Source organism: Hyalangium sp., from assembly GCF_045802625.1.
Taxonomy (GTDB): Bacteria; Myxococcota; Myxococcia; order Myxococcales; family Myxococcaceae; genus Hyalangium.
The window spans coordinates 1-16,147 of sequence record NZ_JBJMQP010000215.1 but is presented as its reverse complement, the minus strand read 5'-3'; the positions used below and the strand labels follow the sequence as shown (position 1 = coordinate 16,147).

Below are 16,147 nucleotides of genomic sequence, written 5' to 3'. Positions count from 1 at the left end.
GGCCGGGGCGGCTTACTTGAAGGGCACCACGGTGCCGCCCCGGTGCGCTGAGTCTCGCAGCACCAGCCCCTCCTTGAAGAGCCTCGCGGCCTTGGGGCCGACCAGGAAGTCCTTCGGGTCTCCCTTGCGGTAGGTCTTCTTCAAGTACTCGTCGATCTCGCGGAACAAGCTCCGGAAGCGATCCGGCGCCGCGTCCCGTCGGCCCGTCTGCGGGGTGATGTCCAGCTCCGCCCAGAGCTGTCCGCTCAGCAGCTCGCCCTCCTCGTTCGTCCGCGAGCGCTCCAGGAAGATGACGGGCGAGCGCACCTCGTCGATGCGCCAGGCGCCCTTGTCCGGCCCGCGCTTCACCTTGTCCACGATGGCCGCGCCGATCTCGCTCGCCACCAGGTACATGTCCTCCTCGGGGAGCCGGGGAACGCTCTCCTCGCTGGCCTGGAACGCCTTCCAGTCCGGAGGGACGCGCCGGGGGTACACCTCCAGCACGAAGCGCTCGAGGAAGCGGAAGAAGGCGACCTCGTCCTCGGGCGCCATGAAGAACTTCTGAACGTTGGCCATGGTGCGCCAAGGTAGCACTGCACGCGCTGCCCGCGATGGCTTAGAACCTGGGGCATGGACCGCACCTTCCCCTCGCTGTTGGCTCGGATGCAGGAGCTCAAGGATCTCCAGGGCGTCATCGGCCTGGCCACCTGGGATCAGGAGACGTACCTGCCCCCCAAGGCCGAGGAGGCCCGGGCCCACCAGCTCTCCACGCTCCAGGGCATTCACCACGAGCGGCTCGTGGACCCGCGGCTGGGAGAGGTGCTCGCGTGGGCCTCCGCGCGGCCGGATCTCGAGCCCGACCAGCGGGCCATGGTGCGAGTGCTGACCGTGGAGAGAGACCGGGCCGTGCGCGTGCCCCAGGCACTGGTGAAGGCGCTGGCCGAGGCCCAGAGCCGCGGGCTGGCCGCCTGGCGTCAGGCTCGCAAGGAGAAGCGCTTCGCCCTGTTCCAGCCCGCCCTCGCGCGCATCCTGGAGCTGCGCCGCGAGCAGGCCGACGCCTATGGCCACGACGGCGAGCGCTATGACGCGCTCCTGGAAGCCTACGAGCCCGGCATGCGCGTCTCCCGCCTCACCCCGGTGCTGACGGCGCTGCGGGACGCGCTCATCCCCATGGTGGCCGCCATCGCCGCGGCGCCCCGGAAGGTGCCGGATGTGCTGGCGGGCCGGCGCTTCGATGGAGAGGCCCAGTGGCGCTTCACGCTGCGGCTGCTCGAGGCGGTGGGGTTTGACTTGGAGGCAGGGCGGCAGGACCGGAGCATCCACCCGTTCACCGGAGGCACGCACCCGAAGGACGTGCGCCTCACCACGCGCGTGGACGAGTCCAACCCGCTCAACGCTCTCTTCAGCACCATCCACGAGGCCGGCCACGGGCTCTACGAGCAGGGCTTCTCCGAGGCCCACTACCGCACGCCGTTGGCCGCCGCGCCCTCCATGGGCCTGCACGAGTCCCAGTCCCGCCTCTGGGAGAACGTGGTGGGCCGCAGCCGCGCCTTCTGGGAGCACTTCTTCCCCGCGCTCCAGGCGGAGTTCCCCCAGGCGCTCGCCGGAGTGGACGTGAGCGCGTTCCACACCGCCGTGAACCGGGTGAGCCCCTCGCTCATTCGCACCGAGGCGGACGAGGTGACGTACAACCTCCACATCGTCCTGCGCTACGAGCTGGAGCTGCTGCTCATCCACGACGAGCTGCCCCTGGCGGACGTGCCCGCGGCGTGGAACGAGCGCATGCGGCGCTACCTCGGAATCACACCGCCGGATGACACGCTGGGGGTGCTCCAGGACATCCACTGGGCCTGGGGAGAGTTCGGCTACTTCCCCACGTACTCGCTCGGCAACCTCTACTCCGCGTCGCTCTACCGGGCCGCCGAGCGCGCCCTGCCGCAGCTCACCGAGCGCCTGCGCCGCGGCGAGCTGCTGCCGCTCCGGGACTGGCTGCGCACCCACGTGCATCTCCAGGGTTTCCGCCTGCCGGCCGAGGACCTCATCCGCCAGGTGACGGGGCGGGGGCTCACGGATACGGACTTCCTGGAGTACCTGCGCGGCAAGTACGGGGCGCTGTACGGCGTCACGCTGTGAGACGGGCCGTGGCTGTCCCGTCCCTCCAGCGCTCAGCCCCGGGCCTTCAACGGCTCAGCAACCCGGGGGGGCTACCGGAGCGGCGGGAGCACCGCCGCTCCGTCCTACGAGGCCAGAGGCCTCTTAGTGCATCGTGCCGTAGCCCTTGATGACGGCGGAGTCGGCCGGGTAGGTGCGGCGCGCGACCTGGTCGCTCGAGTTGCCCTCGATCGTCTGGATCCAGAGCTTGCCGTCCTTCTTGAACGTCTTCTCGACCATGCCCACGTGGTCGGCCCAGCCGCCCTTGCCATTCCACGCGAAGGTGACGGCGTCGCCCGGCTGCGGGTTGTTCTTGCCCTTCCAGCCGCCCTGCTTGGTGATGGCGTCCTGCACGCCCTGCGCGGAGGCGGTGTTGATGTGGAGCCCCGCCTTCTGGGCGCAGTAGCTCACGAAGTCCGCGCACCAGGCCTCGGGCGGACGGCCCAGCGCCTTGGAGAACGGGTTGCTGTTGCCGGCCCCCTCGTGGAAGCCCACGTGGCTGGCCGCCTCGGAGAGCAGCTTCTGCACGGCGCCCGAGGGCGGCTTGTCGCCGGTGCTGCCGGTGCCAGTCGTACCGCCGGTGCCGCCCGTGGAGGGCTTGCCGCCGGTGCCGCCCGTGGAGGGCTTGCCCGGCTCGAACCGGTCACCCTTGAGCGCGCCCCACGTCTTCGGCCCGACGATGCCGTCCTGAGCCAGGCCGTGCGCCTTCTGGAAGGACTTCACCGCGGCCTCGGTCTTGGGCCCGAAGATGCCGTCCAGCGGCCCGGGGTTGAAACCCGCCGCCTTCAGCTCCTTCTGCGCGTCGAGCACCTGGGCGCCCCGGCTGCCGTTCTTGAGCAGGCCGTTGAGCGTGGGCGTGGAGCCCGTGCTGCCCGTGGGCTTCGTCGTGGGCTTCGACGGAGTCGTGCCGCCGGTGCCGCTGGTGCTGCCGCTGCCGCCGGTGCTCACGCCCTTGAACTGAGCCTCGCGCTTGAGCACGTCGCTGCCGTAGTTGTGGCCCGTGGTGACGCTGTCCGGATCATGGCCGGCGCGCAGGGCCTTATTCACGTTGCCCCCGCCGGCGTTGTACGCCGCGAGCGCCGCCTTGGTGTTGCCCTTGAACTGATCCAGGTTGGCCCGGAGGATCTCCGCGCCCTTCATGATGTTGGAGGCCGGATCCATGCCGCCGTTGTGGCCCGAGAGCCACGAGCCCCACGAGCGGTCATCGATCTGCATCAGGCCGCGGCCGTGGCCACCGTCGCCGCGGATGTTCTTGCCACCGGACTCGCGGCTCATCACCGCGAAGATCAGGGCCGGATCCAGGTTGTACTTCTTGGCGGCGGCCTGGACCTGGGGCAGCCACTGACGGTACTGCGCGGGGATGTTGGCGCCGCTCGTGGCGGCCGTGCGCGACGTGGCGGCGGTCTGCCGCTGGGTGACGGAATTGACGCTCATTCGAGGTTCCTGGGTAGAAGGGGGTTGCATCTCGATTATCGAGATCCGTACCCCCAAGTTGCCTGATCGGGGGAACCCAGGATACCGCAGAAGGAAAATTCTCGATAGACCTGTTATTCAGGTGTTGGGTGGGATGTGTGATCACATCACCCGGTTCAGGCTCAGGCGGCGAAGAGCAGCAGCCGGCACGCGCGCGCCATGAAGAGCGCATCCCGCGCCAGCGCCGCGCTGGCCGCGTTGGTGTCCAGCCACGCCGTGCGCGCCACCTGGCTGCCCAGCTCGAAGCAGATGCTCGCTGTGCGCCGCGCCAGCACGCTGTCCTTCTGTAGCGCCCGTGCGTTCAGCTCACAGAGCTCCGCACACTGCCGGAGCAGCCGCACCGTGTCGCTATCGGCGGCGTGGCCCTCGGAGACCAGCCGGGCCACCCCCGCCTCGCACGAGGCCTGGCAGCGCAGACTGGCAGTGATGCACTGAGAGATGTCCGTCCTCACCACGCCCGTTCTCTCACCCGTCATGCCGGCCACCTCCACAGCGGACCCAAAGCTATGCATGGCCTCCTTGGTCGCAACTGGTGCGATCACCAGCGGACCTTTGTCGCGCTCGTTTCTGATCGCTGGTAGATGCTTCGGCATGGCCGACACGCTCACTCTCGTCCCACCCCAGATTGAAGAGTACGCGCAGGCTCACACCGAGCCCCCGGGTCCGCTCTTCCAGGAACTCCGGGAAACAACGTATGCCCGGATGAACTCGCCGCAGATGCAGGTAGGCCCCATGGAGGGAACCTTCCTGCGCGTCCTGGTGAAGCTGGCCCGGGCTCGGCGCGTGCTCGAGCTGGGGACGTTTACGGGTTACTCATCCTTGATGATGGCGGAAGGGCTTCCTGCCGATGGCGAGCTCGTCACGTGCGATATCGATCAAAAGGCCGAGGCCATTGCGCGGGACTTCTTCGCCAGAAGCCCGCATGGCCGGAAAATCCAGCTGCGGATGGGGCCGGCGCTGGAGACGCTGAAGACGCTGACGGGGCCGTTTGATCTGGCCTTCATCGACGCGGACAAGCCGAACTACAGCGCCTATTACGACGCGATTGTGCCCCTGCTGCGTTCCGGGGGACTGTTGGTGGCGGACAATACGCTGTGGAGCGGGCGCGTGCTCCGGCCGGAGACTCCGCAGGACCACGCCATCGTCGCCTTCAACGCGAAGGTGGCGGCGGACCCTCGGGTGGAGAAGGTCCTGCTCACGGTGCGTGACGGGATGATGCTGGCGCTCAAGCGTTAGAGCAGGTGGCCCGGCGCGGGGTACAGCGCCAGCAGCGCCAGCAGCTCCGCTCCGTACAGGCGCACCCGCTTCTCCCCGAACCAGGGCACCTTCGCCAGCTCCTCGAGGTTGCGCGGCGGGAGGGAGGCGAGCGCGTCCATCACCGGGTTGGGGAGCACCACCGAGGGCGTCACCTTGCGCTCGGCCGCCTTCGCCGAGCGGAACGTCTTGAGGGCGTCCTCGCGCTTGCGCCGGTTCGGGTCGCGGCTGCTGTCCTTGGAGTCGCGCTCGGGCTTCAGCTCGCCGCGGCGGGACTGCTCGGACAGCTCGCGGACGGTGGCGAGCACCTCCTCGCCATGCTCGCGCACGAAGCCGCCGCGCACGCCCGCGGCCCGCGCCAGCTCCCGCGGGTTGGTGGGCAGCTTCACCGCGATGTCGCTGATGGCCATGTTGGAGAGCATCCGCCCCATGGGGACGTTGGCCTTCTCCGCCCACTCCAGGCGCTTGCGGTGGAGCGCGTGGGCGATGGCCGTGCCCAGGGCGAGCTGCGCCGGAGAGAGCCCCGCTCGCGGCAGCTTCGGCTTGAAGTCCGCGCCCACGTCCGGCCGGACCACGGCCTCCTCGCACATCCGCGCGCAGTCCAGGAGCACCTCCTCGAGGATGTCCGCCTTGCGGCACTCCTCGCGCACCTGCCGGCCCAGCTCGCACAGGTAGCGCACGTCGTTGGCGATGTACTCGCGCATCTCCGGGGGCAGGGGACGCAGCGCGAAGTCCGACTGCTGGTGCTCCTTGGGCAGCTCCACCCCGAGCCGCTCCCGGGCGATGTCCGCGAGCCCCACCTTCGGCCAGCCCAGCAGCGTGGCGGCCCGGTGGGTATCGAAGAGGCCCTGGACTCGCACGCCCGTCTCCGCCAGGTACTGCAGGTCTCCCTGCGCGGCGTGGAAGAACTTCGTGCGCCCCGGGTCGGCCATCAGGGGAGCGAGCAGGCCCGCCTCCACTCCCGGGGCGAGCGTGTCGAAGAGGAAGACGTCCGTGTCGGTGCCCAGCTGGAGGAAGCAGAGCCGGGCCCGGAAGGCGTGCATGGCGTCCGCCTCCAGGTCCACGGCCAGCTCGCTCGCCTGCTCCAGCGTCCGGGCGGCGGCCTGGGCGCCCGGAGCGTCGACTATATCTACGGCACCATGGGGGAAGGTCGGCATCGGGGTGGGCAGGCTAGCGAACCGGGAACTGTACGTGTCACGTGTTTTTTCCCCGGCCGCCGGTAGGATGGGCACGCCATGAGTGACATCCAACGCCTGGAGAAGAACCTGCTTGGTCATGTGGGGAGGGCCATCTCGGACTACGGCCTCATCCAAGAGGGCGACCGCATCATGGTCGGGGTGTCAGGTGGCAAGGACTCCTACACCCTCCTGTACCTGCTGCGGGAGCTGCAGCGGCGCGCGCCGGTGCGCTTCGAGTTGCTGGCAGTGAACCTGGATCAAGGCCACCCCGGCTTCCCCGCGGACAAGCTGGAGGCGTATTTCCAGCGCGAGGGCTACGCCTACAAGATGCTGAAGGAGGACACCTACAGCATCGTCCTGGAGAAGACGCCGCCGGGGAAGACACAGTGCACGGTGTGCTCGCGGCTGCGCCGGGGCATCCTCTACACGGCGGCGGTGGAGCTGGGCTGCACCAAGATTGCCCTGGGGCACCACCGGGATGATCTCATCAACACGCTGCTGTTGAACCTGTTCTTCGCGGGCTCGCTCAAGGCGATGCCGCCGGTGCTCAAGAGCGATGATGGGCGCAACACCGTCATCCGGCCGCTGTGCTACGCGCCCGAGAAGGAGATCGCCCAGTTCGCCGAGCTGAGGCAGTTCCCCATCATCCCCTGTGACTTGTGCGGCTCGCAGGAGAACCTACAGCGCAAGCGCATGCAGCGGCTGGTGGAGGAGCTGGGCAAGGAGATCCCCAATGTCCGCCAGAGCATCCTCTCGGCGATGAATAACGTGCGGCCCAGCCACCTGCTGGATCGAAACCTCTTCGATTTTCTGTCGCTGGATGCGAAGGAAGAGGCTGTCAACTCCACCCCTCGTCCCCCGGAAGGGAGCGCCAGCCCATGGCTCGAGAACAGGCCCTGAACGCGCGCAAGCAGCGCAACGCCGCACTCGTGGAGGCCATGTTGCTGGCCGCCATGGCCGATGGCTCCGTGTCCCAGGTGGAGATCCGCACGCTGCTGACGCGCGTCATCGAGCGCCCCGAGTTCGAGGGCACCAAGCCCGAGGAGCTCAACGCGCTGGTGGAGTCCAGCGCCCAGCGGCTGTCGCAGGCGAAGGATCTCCAGGAGATCCTCACCTCGCTGCGCACGCGGCTGCCGGACCACAAGACCCGGATGCTGGCCTTCGGGCTGGCGGCGGCGGTGGCCTTCGCGGACCAGCGCGCCACGCGCATGGAGCTGGGGCTGCTGAAGACGATGCAGGCCGCGCTCGGCATCTCCGAGGACGAGGTGGCGCAGATCATCGACATCATCGAGCAGGGGGGCAGCCTGGCCGAGGCGCTCGGTGAGCCGCTGGAGCGGCTGTACGCGGAGGTGATGGTGCTGGTGAGCGCGGCGGACGGGCAGCTCAAGGAGGCCGAGGCGCGGGCGCTGGTGGAGAGCTTCGCGGCGGATCCGCTCTTCCAGAACGTGAGCCCGGAGCGGGCCCAGGGCTTCGTGAGCGAGGCGGTGTCCGCGCTGGCCACCGAGGGGCTGCCGCAGCGGCTCCAGGTGATGGCGCATGGGCTGACCACGCACGGGCAGCGGGTGAAGGCCTACCGGCTGGCGACGAAGATCGCCCACGCCTCGGGCGAGGCCAGCGCCGCCGAGCAGCGCATCCTGGATCTGCTGCAGGCGACGTTCGGGTTGGCGGATGACGAGGTGTCGCGGCTGGATCAGGGAGCGGGGGCTTAGGCGGGCGTATGTCCGTGAACGTTCCGAATTCGACTCGTAACGCGTTCCGGTTCGTGCTGCCGCCGTCGCTGGGCAGCGAGCAGGTGCGCGATCGTGCCGACAAGCTGCTGGCGTTCTTGCAGAGCGCGCTGGGCAAGTCGGTGGAGGTGAGCGTGGCGGCCAGCTACGAGGCGCTCGCCAAGGATCTGCTGTCCGGCCGGGCGGACGCGGCCTGGGCGCCGCCCTTCGTCTGCGCGCGCACCGAGGCCATGGGCGTGCGCGTGCTGGTGCGAGGCGTGCGCCTGGGGATGTCCTCGTACCGGGCGGCGCTGGTGTGCCGTGCGGGCGCGCGGCTGACCATGGACCGGCTGAAGGGCACCACGGCGGCGTGGGTGGACCGGGACGCGGTGGCGGGCTACCTGCTGCCGGTGGCGTACCTGAAGTCCCAGGGCGTGGAGCCCTCGCGGACCTTCACGGCGCAGCACTTCACGGGCTCCTACCGCGGGGCGCTGGAGGAGGTGCTGGCGGGGACGGCGGATGTGGCGGGGGTGTTCTGCCCGCCGGCCTCCACGGGCCTGGCGTTCAGCGCGGGTGTGGAGAAGGTGCTGGGCGGCAAGGCGGCGGACAAGTTCGAGCTCATCGCCTACACCGAGGAGGCGCCCAACGACGGCGTGCCGGTGGCGATGAGCGTGCCGCCCTCGATGGTGCGCACGCTGGAGACGACGCTGCTCGGGCTGGGGGAGACGGCCGAGGGCCAGGATCTGCTGAAGAACCTCTTCAGCGCCGACCGCTTCGAGCCCGCGCCGCGCATGGGCTACCGCGCCCTCTACCGCGTGGCCCTGGCCAGCCTCTGAGGGGCTGGCGCCTGGGGCTTGGAGTTCAAGGCGCCTGGATTGGCGCTACTTCTCGCCCTTGCCGCTGCGGGAGCTCTTCTTGGGCGTGGCGTCCTTCGAGGGCTCGCCGAGCGTTTTCGGCGGCAGGGTCCCGGACGTCTTGGGGGGCAGGGTTCCGGTCGCCTTCGGCGCTTTCGGGATCGGGCTGACCGTCGACGGCTTGGGCGACGCCTCCGAGGGCGGCTTGGCTGGAGCCTCCGAGGGTGGCTTGTGCGCGGGCACCTGCGTCGTCGGGGCCGAGTCGTCCAGCAGCGGCGGGGGCGGCTTGCGGCCCGACAGCCGCGGATCGTACGCGATGATCGTCGGCTCGCTGGACTCCGCCTCCTCCAGCTCCTCGGCGTAGATCTCCCGCATGAAGGCCGCCAGGTGCGCCGTGGTGCCCGGCAGCTGCTGCTTGAAGAGGAAGTCCTCGATGGCCAGCTGCAAGTCGCCCGCCGTGGCGAAGCGCTCGTCCCGGTTCTTCGCCAGCGCCTTGAGCACCACCGCATCCAGCGCCTTCGGCAGGCCCTGCACCACCTCCGAGGGAGGCGCCACCTTCGCGCCCACCACCGCCTTCAGCGTGGCGAGCTCCGACTCGCGCTTGAACAGGCGCGTGTTCGTCAGCAGCTCGTAGAACACCGTCCCCAGGCCGAACACGTCCGAGCGGTGATCCAGCGGCTCGCCCTTGGCCTGCTCCGGGGACATGTACGCGTGCTTGCCCTTGATCTGCCCCGCCGTCGTCTGGCTGAACTTGTTGGCCGCCTTCGCCACCCCGAAGTCGATGATCTTCACCGCCCCGTTGAAGCCCACCAGCACGTTCTGCGGCGACACATCCCGGTGGATCAGCGCCAGCTTGCGCCCCGAGGGGCTCCGGGCATGGTGCGCCGCGTCCAGCCCCGCCGCCGCGTCCGAGATGACGCGGCACTTGAGCGCCAGCGGCATCGAGCCCTTGCGCTGGATGGCCCGCTTGTTCACCTCGGCGATGGCCTCGCCATGCACGTACTCCATGGCGATGTAGTAGATGCCGTCCACCTCTCCCAGATCGTAGATCTGCGCGATGTTCGGGTGGTTGAGCAGCGCGGCGATGCGCGCCTCGTCCAGGAACATGGCGATGAACTCGTCGTCCTCGGACAGGTGGGGCAAAAGCCGCTTCACCACCAGCAGCTTCTGGAAGCCCACGGGACCCTTCTGCCGGGCCAGGTACACCTGGCCCATCCCGCCTGCCGCGAGCTTGCGCAGTAGCTCATAGCGCCCGAAGGTCTCCACGCACCGGGAACGATAGCCGCGCGGGGCCTGTGATCGGAAGCCCGTCTCACGGGATTTCCAGCCCTGGTCCGCCCGTCACGGCGCTGGGGGAGCCCGGCAGACGCTCCGGTAGCGGACCTGGATGCTCTCCCCCGTCTTGGGCACCGCGTTGGCATTGAACACCAGGGCATTGCGCGCGGCGTCGTACCACCAGAGCCCGCGGTCCACCGTGCGTCCGTTGACCTGGACGGACATCTCGGTCGTGCCCGTGGGCGTGGCGGTGAGGGGGAAGTCGGCCTGCGGGTCTCCCGCGCGGCCGATGACCTGGGCCAGGAAGGGCTGGTAGTCACCCTGGCACACCGAGCCCACCGCGCCGCCCGTCGCCCGAGCCACCTCGGAGAAGCGCGGGGCCGAGTCGCTCGCGGTCCGGCACTGCCCGTTGGTGGGCACCAGGGCGTAGAGCTGGGTGCGGTGAGACATGCCCGGCCCCTTCAGGCTCTGGAGGAACTGGATGTAGCTGTCCGGTGCGAAGCCCGAGTGGTCATCCTCGTCGGACAGGACCACCACCGCCATGCGAGCCGTGGAGCGCAGGAAGCCCGCGTTGCCGTCATTGGGCAGCGAGGTGCGCGGATCATCCACGCTGTCCACCAGCGGCGAGGAGAGCGCCTGCCGCACCGTCTCCAGGCCCTGCACCAGGTTGTGGCACAGGCCGACGCTCACGTTGGCCTGGAGCGCCGCCGCCGCCGAGGCCGCCAGGCTGCTCACCACGCGCTGGCTGCTGCCATCCGCCGGCACCAGCCGTCCGTCCTCGCCGCCCTGCGCGGGCCCCTGGCACACGTTGCGCGGGACGAGGCCCGTGGTGGTGACGCCCACGCGCAGGTCCACTCCCTCCTGCCGGGCGTGCTCCAGCCAGCCGGGGATGGCCGACTGCAGCCGCCGCTGGAAGGTGTCCATGGTGGTGGTGTTGGAGACGACGAAGAGCACATCGAGCTGGCTGTCCGTGCCCTGGATGAACTGATCCCGCTGGAGGCCCTCGTGGTTCGTCTCCGCCAGGAGCGGGACGACCAGCGGGACGGGCTCGTTGTTGCCTTGTACGAAGAGCGGGCTGTAGTGCTGGCCATGCACGTTGCGCGCGTACGTCACCTCCAGCTCGAAGCCCTCGCCCGGCGCCAGCTGCCGTGGGTCGGCCAGGGGCGTGGTGAGCTGGAACTGCTCGCTCGTGCCGGTGCCGATCCACGCGTTGTCCACCGTGATGGGGTAGGGGCACTGGTTGGAGATGAGCGTGCGGCGCGGGTGGGTCTCGCAGTCGTAGCGGATGGGGCCGAAGTCCACGTAGGCCGGCGCGGCCACCAGGCACGACGCCTTGGACGAGCCCTTCAGCGGCAGCCTCACCGTGGGCGCGGCCGGGTCGTTCACCGTCAGCATCAGCTCGCCCGCGTAGGCGCCCTCGGCGGGCGGCTTGAAGGCCACCTGCGTGCTGAAGGCCGTGTCATACGGCAGCACGCCACCGGTGAGCGGACCGCCCGGCATGAAGAAGGCCCCGCCCGCATTGTTGGAGAGGTGAATGTCCTTCACCGCGCACTCGGCGCGGCCGGGGTTGCGCATGTAGATGCCCAGCACCGCGCCCCGGCCCGGCGCCACGTTGCCGAAGTCCAGCACCGGCTGGGGCCGCAGCTCGTACACGCACGGGCCGCTGGTGTGCGCCCGGCCGGTGAGGGTGATGGTGCGCTCGGGCGTGAAGAAGTCGCTCGAGGACAGCGTGAGCGTGGCCTGGAAGCTGCCCTCGGCCTGGGGCTCGAAGTAGACGGTGAGCTCCAGCGCGTCATTGCCCGGAGCGATGGGCAGCGAGTCCGCCTGCAGCGAGGGCCACGCGCCGCCGTTCCACCCGTACGCCTGGGTGCCGCGCTTGGGCACGTCCACGCCGAACTGCTCCGAGGCTCCGCCCCCATGCACGCCCAGGAAGAGCAGGTTGCCGTTGCTGCCGCCGTTGGAGATGCGGATGACCTTGCCCACCTTGCCGCCCACCGGCAGCTCGCCGAAGTCCAGCGCCGCCGGCGCCACCGCGAGCGTGGGCTGCCCGCCTCGCGCGTCCAGCATCACCTGCGTCTGGCGCGCCTTGTCCGACTCGTAGTCCACCGTGAGGTCCGCCGTCGTCGGGCCCGAGGTGCGCGCCGCGAACCGCATCTGCAGCCGCACCGCCTCGTTCGGCCGCACCGTCTGCCCCGACAGCTGCGTGAGCGCCGCGAAGGACTCGTCCGTCGTGTTCAGCTGGGAGATGGTCACCGGCCGCCAGGTGATGTTGCGCACCTGCGTGTGGCTCTCGGCGCTCTCGTGCACGGGGATGGACGGGAAGGGCACCGGCGAGGGCTCGAAGACGAAGGCGCTGGGCACCGAGTTGCCCGCGAGCTGCACCCTCGTCGGCGTGCACCCCTCGCAGGAGCGCACCTCCACCAGCGCGCCCATGCGGCCCAGCTCGTGCGGCAGGTACTTCGTGTGCACCTCCTGGGTGCTGAAGGGCGGCAGGGTGATGGTGTCCGTCGAGAAGGGATCGGCGTTGGCGCCCGCCACCTGCACCGTGAGCGGCAGATCCACCGGGTTGGTGACGGTGAAGGTCAGCGTCCGGTCGCTGTCCACCTCGAGCGTCTCGAAGTCCAGCACGGAGGGGGAGATTTGAATCGGCGTGGGCGAGCCCTGGCCTCGCACGGAGATGGTGTGCTCGCGGCCGGTGTTGGCATCCGTGGCCAGGTGGACCCGCTCTGCGATGGGGCCCTCGGTCAGCGGGTGGAAGCGCACCCTCACCTTCTTGGACTCGCCCGGCGCCACGCGGCCCCCGTCCACCAGCTCCACCTGGTACGAGGGGGTGTTGTCCAGCGCCAGCGCCTCCAGCACGGAGAACGGCACGTAGCCCACGTTGCGAACCACCACCGTTTGCTCTCGCCACTCGCCCACGGGCACCTCGCCGAAGTCGAGGAGCTCCGTGTCGACCACCGCGGCTGCCTGCACCGAGCGAGTGTTCCCCGGCTCGTGGCACGCCCCCATCACGGCTGCCACCACCACCAGCCCGAGGACCCGTCCCCAGCCCCACCCCTGCCGCCTCATCGTCGCTCCCGCCGTTGTCCTTGCCCGCCTGCGCGTGCGCATCCGGGGCTCCCCAATCCAAAGGGCGTACCAACCCCCGCGCCTTCGCGCGCCTTCGTGAGATCAGGAGCTTGCGAGGCTCAGCCGCCAACGCTCTTCCAGGCAAGGGAACGGCGTTGTCCTTCAGGGTGGAAAGTCTTTTCCCTACCTGGGGTCTGGCGACCTGGGTTTTTTCCCTACCCGCGGAGCGGAGCCGTTCTCGGATCAGCGGAGGAAGTGCTCCAGCGCGCGAGCCACGGCCTCGGGTTGTTCCAGGTGGACATGGTGACCGCCGGACAGAGTGAGCGGCTTGGGGGAGCGAAGGGCGGCCAGGCGAGCGCTGGCCCTGGAGTCGTCCATGGCGAGCCCCTGGCTGCCGTGGATCACCTGCACCGGGCAGGTGATGGCGGCGGAGATGGCGAGCCACTGGGCCTCGTCCCAGCCGTGGCCGAAGCGGCGGCGGTGCCGTGGATCAAACCGGAAGCGGTAGCCGCCCTCGAAGGACTCGGTGCCGTGGTGGGCCAGGTGGAGCGAGGCGGCCTCCGTGAGCGTGGGGTTGTTCTCGCGCAGGCGCGCCGCGGCGGCCTCCACGCTGGGGTAGCGCTTGCGGTGGGAGGGCCGCTGCGCGTCATCCAGGAAGCCGCGCATGCGGTCCAGCGCCTCTTCGGGAGCCCCGCCCAGGGGCCCCAGGCTTTCGATCAACGTGAGGCTCTTCACGCGCGAGGGGCGCGCCGCCGCGTACGCCGAGCCGACGATGCCGCCCAGCGAGTGCCCGACGAGATGAACCTCGCTCAGCTTGAGATCATCGAGAGTGGCCTCCACGTCGAGCAGGTAGTCGGGGAAGGAGTAGTGAGCGCCCAGGGGCACGTGCTCGCTGCGCCCCATGCCTCGGAAGTCCAGGAGGACCAGGCGCCAGGCGTCCGGCAGGTGCTCCAGCACCCAGTCGAAGGTGTGGGAGTGATCCAACCAGCCGTGGAGGAACAGGACGGCGGGGGTGCCCTTCGGGTTGCGCTCGCGCACGTGCACGGCGACGGCCTGGGAGAGGATGGTGAAGGACTCGAAGGATGGGGGCACGCGGGTCTCCTGAGGCCCTCGCTTACCCTGTTCGGGCGTCGGAGAGAACCACCCTTGTAGCAGCCTCAGGGCTCGGGCCACTCCCACGCGGAGTGGTAGCCGCCCGCAGCCTGGGTGCCCTCGATGAAGCGCGAGTAGAAGGCGTGGCTGCTCAAGGTGGCCGAGTCCCCCACGACGAACAGGTGCCGCCGGGCGCGGGTGAGCGCCACGTTCATGCGGCGCAAGTCCGTGAGGAAGCCGAGCTGTCCCTCGGAGTTGGAGCGGGTGAGGCTCACCAGGATGGCGTCCTTCTCGCGGCCCTGGAAGGCGTCCACGGTGTCCACCTCGATGTCCGGGGAGAGGGCCTCCACGCGCTCGCGCAGGTGGAAGGCCTGGGCGCTGTAGGGGGCGATGACGGCCAGCTCCCGTGGGGCCAGCCCCGCGGCCAGCAGCTCCTTCACCCGGGCGGCGATCAGGTCCGCCTCGCCGGGGTTGAAGAGGCTCTGGGTGCTCTCCTCCACCTGCTCGTCGAAGCCCTTGCCGGCGGTGTCGAGGAAGAGGACGGGCGGGGCCTCCACAGTCACACCGGGGGACAGCACGTCCGCCAGGGCGCGATCCGCGACGCTGGGGTGGGCGCGCAGCTCGCCGCCGTACATCTCGCGCGAGGGGAAGTCCATGATGCGCGAGTTCATCCGGTACTGCTCGCGCAGCATGCGCTTCACGCCCTCGCCGTGGTCCTGGAGCAGGCGCTCGAAGAGGCTCGTCGAGAGGCCCGCCTTGGCGGCTTCCTGGGAGAGGATGGTGGGCGGGAGCTGCTTGGGATCTCCAGCGAGGATGACCTTGGGAGCGCGCAGGAAGCCGAGCAGGGTGAGGGGCTCGGTGGCCTGGGTGGCCTCGTCGATGAGGGCCAGATCAAAGGACTCGTGGGAGAGCAGGCCGGACTGGAGGCTGGCCAGGGTGACGCAGACGATCTGGGCGCGCTCGAGCACGGCGCGCACGGCCTTGCGCTCCAGGGCGCGGGCCTCGTCCATGAGGCTCTTGGCCTCGGTGGTGGAGGAGCGGGCGTTGGAGAAGCGCTCGCGGCTGCGGCCCTGGGTGCGCTGGCGGCGCGCGTAGCCGAAGAGATCAAACGCCTCGTCGAACAGCTCGCGCGAGAGGATCCGGTCGGGGTGCTCCTCGACGATGATGTCGAGGGTGTGCTCCTGGAGGCGGGCGGCCACGCGGGCGGGGTGGCCCACGCGGATGGCGCGCAGGCCCTGGTTGAGGCACAGCTCGAGCAGATGGTCCACGGCGGCGTTGCTGGCGGCGGTGCACAGCAGGCGCTCGCCGCGCTCCACCGCCTGTACGGCGATCTCCGCGAGCACGGTGCTCTTGCCGGTGCCGGGAGGGCCGTGGACGAGGAAGAAGTCCTCGGAGGCCAGGGCGCGTGCGACGGCGTCCGCCTGCTCGGGGTTGAGCGGGCGGGTGGGCTCGAGCGCCTTCGGCTTGTCGAAGCGGGGGGGCTCGTTGCCCAGGAGCACCTCTCGCTTGCGGCGCTCGGCGCCCTTGTCGAGCGCCTTCACACGCTCCAGGCCAGCGCGCACGCGCTCGTAGGTGACGTCATTGGGGACGACATCCAGGCGCAGCAGTCCCTCGTGGATGAAGGGCGGCGGGGAGCGATCGAAGGCGAGCTGGATGCGGGTCCGGGTGGCGCGCGAGACGAGGGCGCGTGCGGGCTCCTTCACCTCGGCGCGGCGAGGCATGACCGCCACGAGATCGCCGTTGTTGAGGGGGGAGGGGAACGGGGCGCGATCGGCGCGGGCGAGGGTGAGGAGGATGCGCCCGCCGAGTCCGACTTCCTCCTCGATGCTCTCCAGGTCGAGGACGGAGAGGCCCTGCTCGGCGCGCTCGCGCAGGGTCATGCTCTGGGCGAGCGCGGCGGAGCGGGCACGCTCGGCATCGCGCTCCATGGCGAGGAGCCGGCCGAGCTGGTCGAAGAAGGAGACGTCGCGAGGCATGGAGACAGTTATGCCAGAGGGCGGGCATGTCGGCTTGCGCTCTCGCGGATTCCGACCCAAGCTCCGGGCTGGACGAGCTGCTGCGGCCCAAGGGAGCCGGTGACGATGCAGAGGACACGTGAGCTGCTTCGCCTGCTGCT

General features: G+C 69.9%; 13 protein-coding genes. 5 read left to right on the top strand and 8 right to left on the bottom strand.

The window, feature by feature from the left end; all coding sequences use genetic code 11:
* Positions 1-12: 12 nt before the first annotated feature.
* Positions 13-555, bottom strand: a complete 543-nt coding sequence (locus ACJ8AT_RS34895; protein ID WP_407742287.1) for a hypothetical protein — start codon at positions 553-555, stop codon at positions 13-15.
* A 54-nt stretch (positions 556-609) separates the two neighbouring features.
* On the opposite strand from ACJ8AT_RS34895, the gene ACJ8AT_RS34890 reads away from it, so the two are divergent.
* Complete coding sequence (locus tag ACJ8AT_RS34890) at positions 610-2,112, top strand: carboxypeptidase M32 (protein ID WP_407742286.1); 1,503 nt, start codon at positions 610-612, stop codon at positions 2,110-2,112.
* A gap of 123 nt (positions 2,113-2,235) precedes the next feature.
* Here ACJ8AT_RS34890 and ACJ8AT_RS34885 read toward each other — a convergent pair whose 3' ends face one another.
* Both ACJ8AT_RS34885 and ACJ8AT_RS34880 read right to left on the bottom strand, forming a co-directional pair.
* Entirely contained in the window at positions 2,236-3,564 is a 1,329-nt protein-coding gene (locus ACJ8AT_RS34885; RefSeq protein WP_407742285.1) for a peptidoglycan-binding protein, read from the bottom strand.
* A gap of 161 nt (positions 3,565-3,725) precedes the next feature.
* Entirely contained in the window at positions 3,726-4,079 is a 354-nt protein-coding gene (locus tag ACJ8AT_RS34880) for a hypothetical protein (protein ID WP_407742284.1), read from the bottom strand.
* A gap of 115 nt (positions 4,080-4,194) precedes the next feature.
* Between ACJ8AT_RS34880 and ACJ8AT_RS34875 the strand changes: the two genes are divergently transcribed.
* On the top strand, positions 4,195-4,839 hold the full coding sequence (locus tag ACJ8AT_RS34875; RefSeq protein ID WP_407742283.1) for an O-methyltransferase: 645 nt from the start codon (positions 4,195-4,197) through the stop codon (positions 4,837-4,839).
* Here ACJ8AT_RS34875 and ACJ8AT_RS34870 read toward each other — a convergent pair.
* Positions 4,836-6,014, bottom strand: a complete 1,179-nt coding sequence (locus tag ACJ8AT_RS34870; RefSeq protein WP_407742282.1) for a ribonuclease D — start codon at positions 6,012-6,014, stop codon at positions 4,836-4,838. The genes ACJ8AT_RS34875 and ACJ8AT_RS34870 overlap by 4 nt on opposite strands.
* 78 nt (positions 6,015-6,092) lie before the next feature.
* On the opposite strand from ACJ8AT_RS34870, the gene ttcA reads away from it, so the two are divergent.
* Genes ttcA through ACJ8AT_RS34855 form a run of 3 tightly spaced genes read left to right on the top strand, consistent with a single transcriptional unit; the run spans position 6,093 to position 8,577 of the window.
* Complete coding sequence (ttcA, locus tag ACJ8AT_RS34865; RefSeq protein ID WP_407742281.1) at positions 6,093-6,935, top strand: tRNA 2-thiocytidine(32) synthetase TtcA; 843 nt, start codon at positions 6,093-6,095, stop codon at positions 6,933-6,935.
* Positions 6,914-7,744, top strand: a complete 831-nt coding sequence (locus ACJ8AT_RS34860; RefSeq protein ID WP_407742280.1) for a TerB family tellurite resistance protein — start codon at positions 6,914-6,916, stop codon at positions 7,742-7,744. The genes ttcA and ACJ8AT_RS34860 overlap by 22 nt, the downstream gene beginning before the upstream one ends.
* An 8-nt stretch (positions 7,745-7,752) precedes the next feature.
* Positions 7,753-8,577: a phosphate/phosphite/phosphonate ABC transporter substrate-binding protein gene (locus ACJ8AT_RS34855; protein WP_407742279.1), complete on the top strand. Its 825-nt coding sequence runs from the start codon at positions 7,753-7,755 to the stop codon at positions 8,575-8,577.
* Between the two features lie 45 nt (positions 8,578-8,622).
* Here the strand turns inward: ACJ8AT_RS34855 and ACJ8AT_RS34850 are convergent, their stop codons facing one another.
* The 4 genes from ACJ8AT_RS34850 to ACJ8AT_RS34835 form a co-directional block, all read right to left on the bottom strand.
* Positions 8,623-9,861 carry a serine/threonine protein kinase gene (locus ACJ8AT_RS34850; protein WP_407742278.1) on the bottom strand — a complete coding sequence of 413 codons (1,239 nt, stop codon included), beginning with the start codon at positions 9,859-9,861 and terminating at the stop codon, positions 8,623-8,625.
* Positions 9,862-9,936: 75 nt separating this feature from the next.
* Positions 9,937-12,939 (bottom strand): choice-of-anchor D domain-containing protein, encoded by a 3,003-nt coding sequence (locus ACJ8AT_RS34845; RefSeq protein WP_407742277.1) that lies wholly within the window; start codon positions 12,937-12,939, stop codon positions 9,937-9,939.
* Between the two features lie 243 nt (positions 12,940-13,182).
* Positions 13,183-14,031, bottom strand: a complete 849-nt coding sequence (locus ACJ8AT_RS34840; RefSeq protein WP_407742276.1) for an alpha/beta fold hydrolase — start codon at positions 14,029-14,031, stop codon at positions 13,183-13,185.
* A 65-nt stretch (positions 14,032-14,096) separates the two neighbouring features.
* The gene (locus ACJ8AT_RS34835; protein ID WP_407742275.1) at positions 14,097-16,007 is read right to left on the bottom strand and encodes an AAA domain-containing protein; all 1,911 of its coding nucleotides are present in this window, start codon (positions 16,005-16,007) and stop codon (positions 14,097-14,099) included.
* Positions 16,008-16,147 lie beyond the last annotated feature (140 nt).